The 14,294-nt window shown below is 39.7% G+C and carries 13 protein-coding genes; 3 read left to right on the top strand and 10 right to left on the bottom strand.

Features of this window, described 5'->3' with window-relative positions; translation table 11 throughout:
• Positions 1–124: 124 nt before the first annotated feature.
• The gene (locus MXE38_RS10830) at positions 125–1,705 is read left to right on the top strand and encodes a transposase (RefSeq protein WP_246914698.1); all 1,581 of its coding nucleotides are present in this window, start codon (positions 125–127) and stop codon (positions 1,703–1,705) included.
• Between the two features lie 611 nt (positions 1,706–2,316).
• On the opposite strand, the gene hisI is transcribed toward MXE38_RS10830, so the two are convergent.
• The 8 genes from hisI to hisG form a co-directional block, all read right to left on the bottom strand.
• Positions 2,317–2,706, bottom strand: coding sequence for a phosphoribosyl-AMP cyclohydrolase (hisI, locus tag MXE38_RS10825; protein ID WP_246914696.1), 390 nt, complete (start codon positions 2,704–2,706; stop codon positions 2,317–2,319).
• The gene (gene hisF, locus MXE38_RS10820; protein WP_246914689.1) at positions 2,699–3,472 is read right to left on the bottom strand and encodes an imidazole glycerol phosphate synthase subunit HisF; all 774 of its coding nucleotides are present in this window, start codon (positions 3,470–3,472) and stop codon (positions 2,699–2,701) included. The genes hisI and hisF overlap by 8 nt, the downstream gene beginning before the upstream one ends.
• 17 nt (positions 3,473–3,489) lie before the next feature.
• Complete coding sequence (gene hisA, locus MXE38_RS10815) at positions 3,490–4,224, bottom strand: 1-(5-phosphoribosyl)-5-[(5-phosphoribosylamino)methylideneamino]imidazole-4-carboxamide isomerase (protein ID WP_246914686.1); 735 nt, start codon at positions 4,222–4,224, stop codon at positions 3,490–3,492.
• Positions 4,225–4,245: 21 nt separating this feature from the next.
• Positions 4,246–4,908 (bottom strand): imidazole glycerol phosphate synthase subunit HisH, encoded by a 663-nt coding sequence (gene hisH / locus MXE38_RS10810; RefSeq protein ID WP_246914683.1) that lies wholly within the window; start codon positions 4,906–4,908, stop codon positions 4,246–4,248.
• Between the two features lie 101 nt (positions 4,909–5,009).
• Positions 5,010–6,269, bottom strand: coding sequence for a bifunctional histidinol-phosphatase/imidazoleglycerol-phosphate dehydratase HisB (gene hisB, locus MXE38_RS10805; protein ID WP_246914680.1), 1,260 nt, complete (start codon positions 6,267–6,269; stop codon positions 5,010–5,012).
• Between the two features lie 122 nt (positions 6,270–6,391).
• A complete protein-coding gene (gene hisC, locus MXE38_RS10800) occupies positions 6,392–7,465 on the bottom strand; it encodes a histidinol-phosphate transaminase (protein ID WP_246914677.1) in 1,074 nt (357 codons plus the stop codon).
• 15 nt (positions 7,466–7,480) lie between these two features.
• Complete coding sequence (gene hisD / locus MXE38_RS10795) at positions 7,481–8,797, bottom strand: histidinol dehydrogenase (protein WP_246914674.1); 1,317 nt, start codon at positions 8,795–8,797, stop codon at positions 7,481–7,483.
• A gap of 160 nt (positions 8,798–8,957) precedes the next feature.
• A complete protein-coding gene (gene hisG, locus MXE38_RS10790) occupies positions 8,958–9,872 on the bottom strand; it encodes an ATP phosphoribosyltransferase (RefSeq protein WP_246914671.1) in 915 nt (304 codons plus the stop codon).
• A 445-nt stretch (positions 9,873–10,317) separates the two neighbouring features.
• Between hisG and MXE38_RS10785 the strand changes: the two genes are divergently transcribed.
• A complete protein-coding gene (locus tag MXE38_RS10785) occupies positions 10,318–10,605 on the top strand; it encodes a hypothetical protein (RefSeq protein WP_246914668.1) in 288 nt (95 codons plus the stop codon).
• A 79-nt stretch (positions 10,606–10,684) separates the two neighbouring features.
• Here the strand turns inward: MXE38_RS10785 and MXE38_RS10780 are convergent, their stop codons facing one another.
• Positions 10,685–11,839 (bottom strand): PfkB family carbohydrate kinase, encoded by a 1,155-nt coding sequence (locus MXE38_RS10780; RefSeq protein ID WP_246914665.1) that lies wholly within the window; start codon positions 11,837–11,839, stop codon positions 10,685–10,687.
• Between the two features lie 325 nt (positions 11,840–12,164).
• On the opposite strand from MXE38_RS10780, the gene MXE38_RS10775 reads away from it, so the two are divergent.
• A complete protein-coding gene (locus MXE38_RS10775; RefSeq protein ID WP_246914662.1) occupies positions 12,165–13,052 on the top strand; it encodes a LicD family protein in 888 nt (295 codons plus the stop codon).
• Between the two features lie 417 nt (positions 13,053–13,469).
• Here MXE38_RS10775 and MXE38_RS10770 read toward each other — a convergent pair whose 3' ends face one another.
• Entirely contained in the window at positions 13,470–13,814 is a 345-nt protein-coding gene (locus MXE38_RS10770) for a hypothetical protein (RefSeq protein WP_246914659.1), read from the bottom strand.
• Positions 13,815–14,294 lie beyond the last annotated feature (480 nt).

Below are 14,294 nucleotides of genomic sequence, written 5' to 3'. Positions count from 1 at the left end.
TTTTATCACTTCACTAGTTACAACATTTTGACAAAAAAAAAGGATCAAAACGATCCAAATTTTCTCCCTAAATTTTTAGGTTTTTCTTTAATCACCAATCGATACCTATCAATAATGCCGGGCTATGGTCTTTTACTCCAGAGAGAAATATCGCTTAAAGTTCCAAAAAGGAGGAAAGCCAAGACGCGTACCTTTGATACCTCATGTCTCTACCCTAGGTGTACCAGAAGCATTCAAAAGTCTTAGTGATGATGAACTCAAACAGATATTGAATGCTGAAACCATGGACGTACCTGTTAGTTGTGTTCCTATCTTGCACAGAATTGCTCTTGAGCTAAATATTATTGAGGATCTTCAAGCCTCGTTCGGCAACGTCGCTGCTAATGCTATATTTACCGTAGCTGCATTCCATATTTGTACAGGTGACAACTCTGCAAGAGCTTTCGAGCATTGGGTAAGAAATAGATTTTTACCAGACGGTATTGCTCTAAAAGATGGTAGGGATCTTAGCTGTTTCTATGAGCAGATCGGAGCGAATCTTGAATATGTCCAAAGATATGTTGCCTGTCGATTAGCCAGAAACAAGCAAGCTAAGCTTTTGCTCAGTGTTGATAGTACAACAATAGCAGGTGAACAAGGGCAATTTGACAGCCAGATTAGTATGGCTGTTACCTTCAATACAACTACACGCCAGCCTATTTTCTACAGGGTTTTACCAGGATTTATCAATGACTGTCAGACTGTATTGGAGCTGTTGCATTCGTTTAACGAGCATCATGACAACGTACCTGAATGTGCTGCTTCACTTGATATAAGCTACTTTTCAGAAGAGAACCTGCTGACAGCTTACAAAAATAAAGTTAAGTGTATTTTCGCAGCCAAGATTAATATTAGCTGGATTGCAGAATCTATTGACATAGCTCAGGCAAAGTTTCTTGAGGCAAAGAAAGGAACAGGCAATCATAAATATGCTCTAAACGATGGGGCATGTTTAGGTCTGACTATTGAGCGAAAAATAAAGGTAGATGGTTCTCTGTTTAAAGTTTATGTACACGTATTTAAGTCTGAGCTAACTGCTGCATATCAACTAGAGTGCTTCAACTATGAACTTAACAAGTTTGAGAGTCTGTGGATTAGTAAAGGAAAACTAAGCGAGCGTCTCAGAAAAGAAAGCATCATGAAGTACTTTATTGTTGAAGAAGGTGATGGCAATGGCGAACCTAAGCTTATTTGTGATAAACAAGCTATAGATGATGCAGTTAAGAACTTAGGCATCTTTGTTGATGTTACGACTTGGAAATGTTCTGCACAAGAGTGCTATGAGTTTAACGGATACAAGCAAGATCTTGAGCGTATGTTCATAACAGGAAAGTCTGGCCGCAACATGAATGTTCAGAGAACTCATAATGATAGAACTATGGAGGGAAAGTGTTTCGTAAACTTCATAGAACTATCAATTTTGGAGGAGTTAAAACAAAGATTAGCAACTGATCAAATGAAAGTTTTGAAAAGCGGTAAAACACGTGCCGAACTAGCAAAGCATACATTTGATATTGATTATGTTATCAAAGGTTTAGATAGTGTTGCTTATACAAGACGCAAGTCTAATGGCGCACTAATTACCAGAGCGATTAGTGAAAAGCAACGAGAAATTGCCATTGCATGCGGTTGCCGTGGAATTTTTGATATGCCATATGCCTATTAAAATCCCAGAATTTCTATTAATAGCAAATCTTTAGCTCAAACTATGAATAGGAAGTAGGGCCAACTCATGAAATGATAGAGATCACACTTTAAAGTATGTTGCACCAATATTGTGTTTGAGGTTTTGTTTATAGAAGACATAAGTCTATACCAAATATAATTTGGAAATCTTAAGAAAATAATAAGGACTTATGTCAAATGAATTTTATACCAAAAGCTGGATTAAGTGCACTGTTTAATAATAATTCTAACGAGCAACCTAAAGATCAAGATTGCTCTAAATAGGAAGTAGGATGCAATAGCTATAGCTATTTGGGCTGCGCACGGCTAAGTCAATAGGGCTGAATATTGTGTGGGGGCAAGTAGTGGTAGTGGGGAGAGTTTAGGGTTAAATGTTATCTATTATAGATTTAACAATAACTATGATATTAGATGGATGTAAATATGCATATTTTGTTAAATATTGATTTTTTGTAATTTTAAGGGCTATGGAGTTTCAGGCTTGGCGGTGAGGGTAGGGAGAAGTTGCATTAAGCAAGCTCTATGGTAGAGCTTGCTTAATGGGGCTCTTTCTGGATTGGGGGTAGGAAAGAGTTAGTCTTGTTTTTGGTGTTAGATTAGGCCTTTGATGGCGGCTAAATACTTAACGGAGGCATCGGCCATTGGGCTTTCATCAAAGCAGCTAACGGTGCCTAAATGGCAGGTTGGGCCATCAGGACGAGCTAACACTAAGAGAGTGTCCTTATCGCAGTCACAGGTAATGGAGCGTAAGTGTAAGAAGTTTTGGCTCTCTTCACCCTTAGTCCAAAGCTTTTGGCGATCTCTAGAGTAGAAAGTTACTAAACGAGTATCTAAAGTCTTTTGTAAGGCTTCTTCGTTCATGTAACCAAGCATTAAAATTTGACCAGTTTGAGCATTTTGAACAATAGCAGGGATTAAACCATTACCTTTAGCAAAATCTAACTCACTTAGCTTTTCAAAGCCATGACAGAACTCACGCACGGGTTGGAACTCCTTTAGACTTAAGGTAAGACTTAAGCTCACCAATATTAATAATTTGCTTATGGAACACACTGGCTGCCAAAGCACCTGATACATCTGCCATAGCAAATGCGTCATAGAAGTGCTCCATGCTACCAGCTCCACCAGAGGCAATCAATGGTACATTACAAACTTCTTGTACGGCTTGTAATTGCTTAATATCATAACCGTTTTTCATGCCATCTTGGTTCATCATATTAAGCACGATTTCACCAGCGCCCATTTGCTGGACTTTTTTAACCCAATCAATGGTTTTCCAAGAGGTGGTAGTGATAGTTTTTTCATCACCAGTAAATTGTTTTACCTGGTACTCATTAGTGTTAGCATCAAAATAGCTATCAATGCCAACTACTACGCATTGCACGCCAAAGCGATCGGCTAGGCGAGTAATTAGAGTAGGATCACTTAATGCAGGAGAGTTAATAGAGATTTTATCAGCGCCATATTCCAAAATGGTCTTGGCATCTTCAATGGTACGAATACCACCAGCCACAGCAAAAGGAATATTAATTACTGAGGCAATTTTTTCAACCCATGACTTATCAACACGATTGCCGTGAGCAGAGGCGGTAATATCATAGAACACGAGTTCATCAGCACCTTCATCAGCATAGCGCTTAGCTAAATCAACGATAGAGCCAACTACTTCGTGGTTTTTAAACTGTACGCCTTTTACTACTACGCCATCACGTACGTCAAGGCAGGGAATAATTCTTTTAGCTAACATACTCTTGCCTCTTACAATTAATCATTAGGCCATAAATTAAGAGCTTCTTTAAGGGTAAAAGCACCACTTAATAAGGAGCGTCCTAATACTGCTGAGGATGCACCTAAAGCTTTGAGATCTTTTACATCTTGTAGTGATGAAATACCACCTGAGGCAATCACATCAAGCTTAGGATAACGCTGGGCTAAATCTGCATAAAGGCTATTGTTAGCACCCTGCATCATGCCATCTTTAGAAATGTCAGTTACTAATACGTGCTGTAAATTAGACTTCATGAAGTCATCAAGTAAGTCATAAAGGCTATTTTGTGAGGTTTCAAGCCAGCCATGAATAGCTACTTGTGCCATAGAATCAATAATTCTTACATCTAAGGCTAAGCAAATAGCATCAGGGCCAAAGTCATTTAATAGCTTGTGGCCAAAAGCAACATCTTTTACAGCCGCAGAGCCTACCACTACACGTTTAACCCCAATATCAAGCAAGCTTTGCACATCTTCGTAGGTACGAATGCCACCGCCTGTTTGAATAGGGCAAGAGCAGTTTTTCACCATCTGAGAGATGAGCTGCAATTGACGTTTTTTAGGATCTTTAGCACCATCTAAATCAACAATATGAATGAGAGCGGCACCATCTTGAGCATATTCTTGAACTTTTGCGATAGGATCTAAGTTAAAAACGGTCTTTTCGTTAAAATCGCCTTGTTTAAGACGCACAATCTGGCCATCAATAAGATCAAGAGCTGGAATGAGCATAAATTAGCACCTTTGTTTGTTTTATAAAGCCAAGAAGTTTTCTAATAATTTATTGCCATTAGCTCCAGACTTTTCAGGGTGGAATTGCACGCCAATAAAATTGTCTTTAGCAATAGCAGCACTAAAGTCCTGACCATAATGGCAGGTAGCAATAGTGTTGTCATTGACATCCAAGCAGAAAGAATGCACAAAGTAAAAATAGCTACCTTGAGCAATACCTTTAAAGATAGGATGGTCATTGTGCTCAATAGTGTTCCATCCCATGTGAGGCAATGGCTCATGATTAGCACTAACATCAAGCTCGTGGACTTGGCCTGGCACAATGCCTAAAGTGTTGATTTTATCAACGCCGCTATTAAGAGGCACTTCAGTTGAGCTTTGGGCTTGTACTTGCATGCCTAAGCAAATACCTAATAAAGGCTTTTTAAAGTTAATAATAAAGTCAGTAAGTTCACTATGGGCAATTTTGTCGCCACCTGCGATATTAACAATATCCTCGAGTGGGTGACCTAACAAGCCTGACATTACTGCACTAGAGGAGCCAACTCCAGGCATAATTAATTTATCAGCTTGTTTGAGCTCATTAAGATCATTAGTGATCTTAGTTTCAATATTAAGGCGCTTTAAAGCTTGGACAACAGAATTAAAGTTGGCTGATTTAGTGTCCACAATACAAATTTTCATAAAACCACCTAACAAAGAGCCATTATTTAATTAAATATTAGATAAGGGGTCTTTAGTTTCTAGCACCAAAATAAGTATAAAAACTTATGATAGACAGGTAATTACAAAGTACCTTTTGATGAAGGCAGTTCGTTAGATACTACCTTAATAGCTGGACGCAAGGCACGGCCAAAGGCCTTAAAGAGGGCTTCTACTTGATGGTGGGCATTACCTTGGGTAACTTTCATGTGCAAGGTTAAACCCATAGCCACGGCTAAAGACTCAAAGAAGTGAGAAACCATTTGGGTCTCAAAGCCATTAATCTCTTCACGGGTAAAGTTAGCATCAAAATCTAATACCGCATAAGGGCGACCAGAAATATCCATAGCCACGCTAACTTGGCTATCGGCAATTTGTTCTGCCTTGGTTTCAACAAGCTCACAGCGATCACCTAAAGTGGCAAGCTCATCATTGCTTTGACCGCTGACTGTTGCCATAAGCTCATCCATTGGTACGATAAAGCCAAAGCGACCAATACCACGCTTATCACCTAAAGCTTGCTTGAGCGCAGTACCTAAAGCAATAGCGGTATCTTCAATAGTATGGTGAGTATCAATATGTAAATCACCGCTAACTTTTACTTGGAGATTAAAGGCAGCATGGGTAGCAATTTGATCTAGCATATGGTCAAAAAAGCCAATACCAGTGCTAATAGAGCTGTTGTTACAGTGGTCTAAATCTACAGCTACACTAATTTGAGTTTCCTTAGTGTTGCGCTCTACTTTAGCTACACGGCCTTGAACTTGCTTAGCTTGTTCTAAAGATGCTTCACGCTCTTTTATAAAGTCAACAATTTCATCCCAAGTTAAAGCTTTGATGTGGGCAAAAGGACTGTTTTTATCAGTGATTTCACCGTCGCCTTTATCGGTGGCATCTTTAAGACCCACTCTAATGCCAGTAACACCCATATTTTGCGCCATGGCTAAATCAGTATCACGATCACCAATAAAATAGGAGTGCTCACGTGACCAGCTATCAGAGCTTAAGTAGGAGCGTACTAGGCCTAATTTAGGCTTGCGGCATTCACAATTATCCTCTGGCATATGAGGGCAAATTAAAATTTGCTCAAATACTAGGCCTTGAGAGTGAAAAGTATTAACAATATGCTCGTGAGCAGGAGTAAAGGTGTTTAAAGGTAAAGAGGCTGTGCCTAAGCCATTTTGGTTAGATACCATAACCATGGTAAAGCCCATTTCTTGAAGCTTTAACAAGGAAGGGAAAACACGTGGGAAAAAGACTACCTTGGATAAGTCGTCAACTTGATAGTCCTCTGGCTCACACACTAAAGTGCCATCACGATCAATAAAAAGATATTTCTTCATAAAAAATTCAGTACAAGTGCTATTAGAGCTTAGAAAAAAACCACAAGGTACAAGTAGGTTTGCTCGCACCAAGTGGTTTTGATCATGAAAGAAAAAAGTAAAACTTAGTAGTTAACTTACTATTAAGAACCTGCAATAGCAGTTAATACTCTCATGACCTCATCGAGCTCTTCTGGGGTACCAACAGTGATACGAATGTTGTTCTTTAAGCCTGGTTTAGTTTCAAAGGAGCGCAAAATAATGCCCTTTTGAACCATAGCTTCAAAGACTGCTGGGCCATCAACAAACTCAGCTAACACAAAGTTAGCCTCAGTTGGGTGGACACGTTTAACAATAGGAAGAGCCTCTAAGTTTTTAATTAGGCTTGCTCTTAATTCTAGGCACTTATTGACACGCTCTTGCATAAGCTCAATACCGCCACGAGCTAAAGCTTGACGGGCGATTTGAGCTACTGGATCGGCAATTGGGTATGGATCAATAACCTTAGTCATAAGAGCAATAATGTCACTGTGAGCTAAGGTAAAGCCACAACGAATACCAGCAAGAGCAAAAGCCTTGGATAAAGTGCGAGTAATAACAAGATTTGGGTAGTCTTTTAATAAAGGCACACAAGTATGCTCAGGAGCATATTCAATATAAGCCTCATCAAGGACAAAGAGCACCTCAGGGAATTGCTTTAATAAAGTTACTAATTCGTCTTTATCAAAAAGAATGCCCAAAGGATTAGCAGGGCTATCAATAAATACTAATTTAACCTTAAAAGGTGCTTCATTAATTGCCTGGGCAATAGCTGCGGCGCTAAGGGTAAAGTCATCATTGCGCTTGGCATAATGAGTCTTAGCACGATTAGTGTTAGCAGCAATTTCGTACATACCATAGGTTGGAGGAGCAATAACAATACCCTCGCCTATTTCACAGAAAGTACGAATTAATAGGCCAATAGCCTCATCAGAGCCACGGCTTACCAAAACTTGATCACGCTGCAAGCCAACATAATCAGCCATACCCTGAGTAACCTCAAAAGGTTGGCAGTCAGGATAGCGATTTAAAGTAGTAGAGTTAAAAATATAAAACTCAGACTTTGGAGACTCGTTAGCATTTAAAAAGGTATGGCCATGACCACCAATACGACGGGCACTTTGATAAGGCTCAAGTTTTTGTACATGCTCACAAGCAAGCTTTGTTAAATCAACCACTTTAATTCTCCAATCCTATTTATTGCATGAATTTTGATCGCTGTTACGGCCAATCTTATTTAAGCGTATGGTCACAGCGTTTTTATGGCCATCTAAGCCCTCAGCAGCAGCCAAGATCTCAACAGTAGGGCCAATATTACGTAAGCCTTGAGCGCTAGCACAAGAAATAGTGTAGCGTCTTCTAAAATCATCAGTACCTAAGGCGCTAGCAGTTTTAGCATAACCATAGGTTGGTAAGGTGTGATTGGTGCCAGAGGCATAATCACCCATAGACTCACAAGTATAGGAGCCTAAGAAAATAGAGCCAGCATTACGTAGCTTATCTACAATAGCATGAGGATCAGCAATTTGCACAATTAAGTGCTCAGGAGCATAAGTATTTGAGATCTCGATAGCTTCTTGAAGATCTTTAGTCTTAATTAAGCGGCTCTTACTGAGGGCTTTAAGGGCAATTTCTTTGCGTGGTAACAATTGTAATTGCTCATCTAAAGCTTTTTGAGTGCGCTCTAATAAGTCACTACTTTCTGATACTAAAATAACTTGGCTATCAGGGCCGTGCTCAGCTTGGGATAAGAGATCGGCTGCTACAAAGTCAGCATCAGCCTGAGCATCAGCAATTACTAGTACCTCTGATGGGCCTGCTGGCATATCAATAGCAGAACCATTTGGATCTTCACTTACCAAACGCTTAGCCATGGTTACAAATTGATTACCTGGGCCGAAAATCTTATGTACCTTTGGTACAGTATCTGTGCCGTAAGCTAAAGCTGCAATGGCGTGAGCACCACCAACTTTGAAAATATCTTTAATGCCACACTTACAAGCAGCGTAAATAATGCCATCAGATAGAGGGTATGGAGAGGTTAATACTATTTGTTCACAGTTAGCAATTTGAGCTGGAACACCGAGCATTAAAGCGGTAGAAACTAATGGTGCTGAGCCGCCTGGTACGTATAAACCAACTTTCTCAATGGCGTGAGTAGCGGTTTGGCATACTACACCATCAACGGTCTCAACCTTTACATGGCAAGGCTCTTGAGCGGCGTGGAACTTTTTAATATTGATATAAGCATCATCAATAGCTTGTTTTAAGGCAGGATCAATGCGTTCACAAGCTGCTTGAATCTCATCTTGAGTAAGTTTTAAATTGCCATCTGGGCACTTGTCAAACTTTTTAGCAAATTCAACTAAGGCCTCATCACCACGCTCGGTAATAGCTTTAATAATATCGCTAACAATAGCTTGAACAGAATCGGCGCTATCTACAGCAGGGCGCTTCAAGCAAGCAATACGTTCTTGAGAGCTTAGCTCTTCCCAATTAATAATATCCATGCTTATTCTTCAAAGAAATTACAAGTTGAAAAACATTAACAACTAAGAATAGTAGGGTCAATGGAGCCTTAATAAAAAATAATATCTAACCAAACAACCAAGGTTACCCTCAGCTGTTTGGCTTCTATCCTTAGTAAGGTTGATTGTTTAACTAATTTAACTAGTCAAGCATTTTCTCAATAGGTACCACCAAGATAGAGGAAGCACCTAACTCTTTGAGGCTCTCCATGGTTTCCCAGAAGAGCTTTTCACGAGATACTACGTGAAGAGCAACACGCTCTGAATCGCCCTCTAACTCGATAATAGAAGGATTCTCAGCGCCTGGAAGGAGGGCAGTAATTTCTTTGAGCTTGTTACGTGGAGCATTCATCATAATGTACTTAGACTCCTTGGCGGTTAACACACCGTGAAGTCTAGTTAAGATGCGATCAGCTGTGGCTTGCTTCTCAGGGAAAAGCTCTTGATCACGAGCAATAATCACAGCCTGAGACTCATAAATGGTCTCAACTTCTTTTAAGCCATTAGCTTGTAAAGTAGCGCCAGTAACTACTAAGTCACAAATAGCATCAGCTAAACCTGCACGAGGGGCAACTTCAACAGAGCCTGTTAATAATACGCTCTTAAAGTTTACGCCCTGAGCACTTAAAGCACGACGTAATAAGTGAGGATAGGTAGTGGCAATTTTCTTGCCTTCTAAATCTTTAACACCATGCCACTCTTGCTCTTGAGGAACAGCAATAGCTAAGCGGCAATCACCAAACTTGAGCTTGCATACCTCACGATAAGAGGTGTTTAAGCCATCAAGCTTACGCTGCATAGCAGTCTCTTCAAGAACGTTTTGACCAACGATACCCCAGTCAACTACATGATCCATAACTAAACCAGGGATATCATCATCGCGGACACGCAAAATATCAATCGGCATGTTCTCAGCATGAGCGAGTAGATGATCTCGGTTTTCATTGATCTTAATACCGCAGCTTTTAAATAAGCGCTCGGTCTCGTCGGTAAGACGACCAGACTTTTGCATTGCGATTCTTAGTCGTTTCTTGCTTTGATCATTTACGTTACTCATGAATAAACACTCCAAAGTTAAGCTAAAGCTTAAGGCCGATTAAAGCAGCTTTGAGCCCTAGTTGTTAAATTAATGGGCTATCACTTGCTTTTCTTAAGCTTAAAGCTTGGGCAAGGATTAGAAAAAAATAAATAAACAACGCTTTAACCTACGTCTTGGCATCTTTATAAGCCAAAACTTACAGTTAAAGCAAAATTGATAGTTTAGACTTTTAAGTCTATAGCTTATGTTAGCTTACCTTAATCTGACACATTTGCCGATTAAAGCACCATATCTGAATCAATTGCACCATTATAGACACAATTAACCCCGTATAACTAGACATTTGCACTAAAAGAGCAAAAACTTTCTCAAGAGGCTAGCTTTGTTAGTGGTTTGGCTTATATATAAGCCATTTATGATTTGTGGGATAATAAGTGCAAAAGAATATGGGACGGAGGGTATTATGGGCCTATTTATTTTAGCAACCTTGATCATAGCCTTTGTAGCTAGTTTTGCACCAACATGGCAAGAAAAAATTAAAACATTTTGCGTAATATTTGTTCTTTGTTTGTTCTTTGTCTCACCATGGGTAGTGGGCCCTTTGGTTTTAGTCTTATGTCTCGTATATATTTTTGTAAGAAACAATTTTGAGAATATTTTGGGCTTGGCAATAATAGCAGCTCTCCTATATGGAGGCTACTATCTTTTATTTGAGGCTATACCTGATTTTTATAATTATCTTTTTGGCTAAGCTCTAAGCCCCACAGCGCCCATTTACTGATTACCAAAAGCGCCATCTATGCTCCCCTCTATCCTCATTTGACTTAAAGCTAATAGCTAAAATCTGATGGTAAGCTTAAGCGGGCGCTAACTTGCTTGATGCAGTAGGAGGCTAAAGTATTGCCTAAATACATAGCTTGCTCTAAGGTGGCACCTTTTAATAGGGCGGCAATAATGCCTGCTGACTGGCTATCGCCCGCACCTGTAGCATCAATTACTTTTTGTGGCACTACTGGGAAGTGATAGTAATGACCTTGGTAGCTAACCACAGCGCCATCAATGTCTAAGGATAAGATTACTGGGGCGGAGGTGAGAGTACTTAAGTGCTCTAATCCTGCTTTAATATTGTTAGTCTTAGTAATGAGCTCTAGCTCCATGCGGTTAAGATGAATAATAGGATTTAAGGATAATAGAAGCTCAAAAGCCTCTGGTTTAATGAAATTAACTCGAGCTCCTGCATCAAAGAAAATTACAGCATTGTCCTTTTTACGCTCTTTAATTTCATTAAGGTAGACCAAACCATTGTCATCAGTTAAATCAAAGCCTACAAAGTAAATAAGGTCATAATCCTCAATGGCCAAATCACTAAGCCACTCTTTTTGCATATGATTTTCAATGCCTGGCACTGCAACAAAAGTGCGCTCGCCATCTTTATCAATCATGCATAAGCAATAGGCACAATCATATGGGCTCTGAGGAACGATGATGAAATCAGACTCTCCATAGCCATCTTGTAATAATTGATCATGGCTCAACTTAGCATAAGGGCCATTGCCTAAAGGCACTTTAATCTTATGGTCTATGCCTAAATCACGGACAATGTTTGCAACATTAATAGCACAACCGCCTACACCAACATTGAGCTCTTGAGCATAGGAGTCTCCTCCTACAGGAGGAATGTGGTCTAAAAGCAAGGTCACATCAACAAAAGCGCCGCCCAAAATTAAAGCCTTACCCAAGCAAGCTTGTTTTTGTAGTGAACCAAAGGTAAGTTGCTCTTTCTCAATTAAACTAAGAGCTGATAAAGATTTAAGCGGTAGACGATAGCCTAAAGTCTCAACAGGGCTAAGGTGATCTTTTAACTCTTGCAAACAGGAACTTAAGCTCTTGCTCTGTAAAGTTTGCTCCTGATTAAGCTGTGTATCTTTAGAGTTCTGCTTGCTCTCTTGCATACCCACGCTAGTTTCCATTACAACATTATCCATACCATTAACCCACCAATAAAGAGCTACCCACTTGAGTGCTGCTCATACGCAATTTAAGCGCTAATTGTACTAAAAGTACCATAATGGCACCAAGGCTGGCTGTTAAAAGCTTATCTTGGCTAGTATACTATGCTCTATTTTTGTGAAGTAGAACACAAAGCAGATAATTAAGCACTTTTAGTAATGCTTAGAAAGAGTAAGCATCCTTTATTATGTTTTAGATCTTTCGATTAGTTGCTTTAACTAGAGCTTTTAGCTAGTTCTACATTCTTGCTGTGGTTGATATGCTTATAAAGGAATGTGCTTTAAAAAAAGGAGTAATTGCGTGGATAGTGTAATCAAGGTTAAAGATGTGATCACCCCAATTAATAATTATCTACGCTCGGGTGATGGCATAGGTCAGGCTACTGGTTATTTGCGTTATATTCAATTGGCATCCTTGCGCATTTTAGAAGAAATTGATCGTGTGTGCTCTATTGCTGACATGGATTATTTCTTAGCAGGAGGTGGCTTATTAGGCGCTGCTAGAACAGGTGGCTTTATTCCTTGGGATGATGATTTAGATATCTTTATGTCTTTATCAGACTACGAGCGCTTTATTAGTGTCTTTAATCGCCATAACAGCATTGATGGTTTGTTTGCTACCTTGCACTCAGCTCCTACTGGTGTTTGGAACATGATTAAAGTGCGCCATAAGAGTATTCCTGAGGTAAGTGTAGATGTCTTTTGCTATGAAATTATGTATCGTTGCATGTCCATTAAAGAGCGTTTAGCATTCACTAAGCAGCTGCAAACTCTTAATGTAATTCACAGTAAAAAGCGTAGTCGCTATCACGATGTAGAGTCATATCATAAGTCTTTTAGAGATTTGACCAATGAGAACATCAAAGATTTGGCTTTTGATCTTGATTGTGCTGAGCCAACCTTATTCTTCTCCTTAGGTTTTTGTCACAATAGCATTAAGTGTAATGCTTTTAGAATGCGTGATATGTTGCCAACCCGTAAGATTTCTTTTGAGAATAGATTGTTTAATGCACCAGCTGATATCGATGTATTCTTAACTTATTGCTTTGGAGACTATTTACGTCTGCCTATTGATCCATCCTTACATGTGGATGTCGAAAATATCGAGCTAGAGCAGGCCCTAATGCTTAAAGCCTTTATTAGCTGTATGCCAGAGTATAGACAAATGCATCAACGCATTTTACTTTAACCAAAACAAACCAAACTAAGCCATTTGCCCTCTTGTTTGCAAATGGCTTTTTTCAATTTAGACAGCTGCAACAACAACATAAGGTTAAGGTTAAGGCCCTCTGGGGGTAGTTAGTTCATATTCCATAAGCACAAGCGCAAGCGCAGCATATGCGCATATGCATGCGCAAGTGCCAGCACTATCCCAACTACAGCCTTAATTAGCTAAGAAAACGGCCAAATAGTTAAATAGCACTGGTATTCTTGCAGAAAGCGCCGCAAGGCATAACGCATGTCAAGGAAAAAAGCACCGCTGGGAATAAAGTGCCGCAAGGCATGAAAGGCGCTGGTCATTAAGTGCGCTGCTGGGCATGAGAGCAAAGCTTGGGGTAGATAAAAAAGCCATTAGCACTTTGTGCCAATGGCCTTTTTAGAAGGGTTAATATTTGTGAAAATAATAGCCGCCATTACCATCAGGCTCTAAATAGCCATCTTTGTGCTCATAGCCGCCGTGTTTATCTGGAATGAACTCGCCATAAGGGGTATCCCAAGTACCATCAGAATTTTTCCATACAGGGCCATCAGGAGTATCGTAGCCATCTAGATTGCCATAGTTATCATAGCGCTCGTAAATTTGCTCTTCTTTATTTTTACCATAATAATAAAAGCCGCCATTCAAATCATCTTTTTCAATATGAATGCTTTCCTTATAAGCCCAAGCACTGCTAAGGGCAGTAGCGGCAAGCAAAGCTAACAAAAGAAGCTGTTTTCGAATTCTAAACATGAAGGCACCTCCTTATTTCTAGCTAAATTATAAGGCTTTTAATCTCTCTTAGGCTTAAGAAAAAAGCAATACAGATCAAAAAAATAGCACCTCACAACCTACGAGCAAAATAACAACAGTTGCAACAGCAGCTGCAATAACAGCAAATAAGTCGCAGCTCCTATCACTAATAGTGTTATGGCCATTGCCATGGCCTTAGATGAATTAAGCACTAGCCTTGGTAGGAAGAGGGGGAGGAAAATGATGAGTACAAATTCGACTAAAAGGTAGTATTTACCTAGGTTATAAGGGGGGCCCCTTATAACCTAGGTGTAAAAAGTAATTAACCCCAAAAAGTGAAGTTAGGTTTTTAATTTTAGCGACCTGTACTAAAGCGCTCAAAACGGATAGCTTCGTTTGGTACTCCATTGGAAATGAGTGCATCTAAAGCCATATCCATAAATCCTTGTGGTCCACATACATAGTAGGTGGCATCATCAA

It is taken from the genome of Anaerobiospirillum sp. NML120448 (assembly GCF_023050945.1).
Classification (GTDB): domain Bacteria; phylum Pseudomonadota; class Gammaproteobacteria; order Enterobacterales; family Succinivibrionaceae; genus Anaerobiospirillum.
Note: the sequence above shows the minus strand (reverse complement) of the source record. Positions and strands in the feature narration are given on the sequence as shown.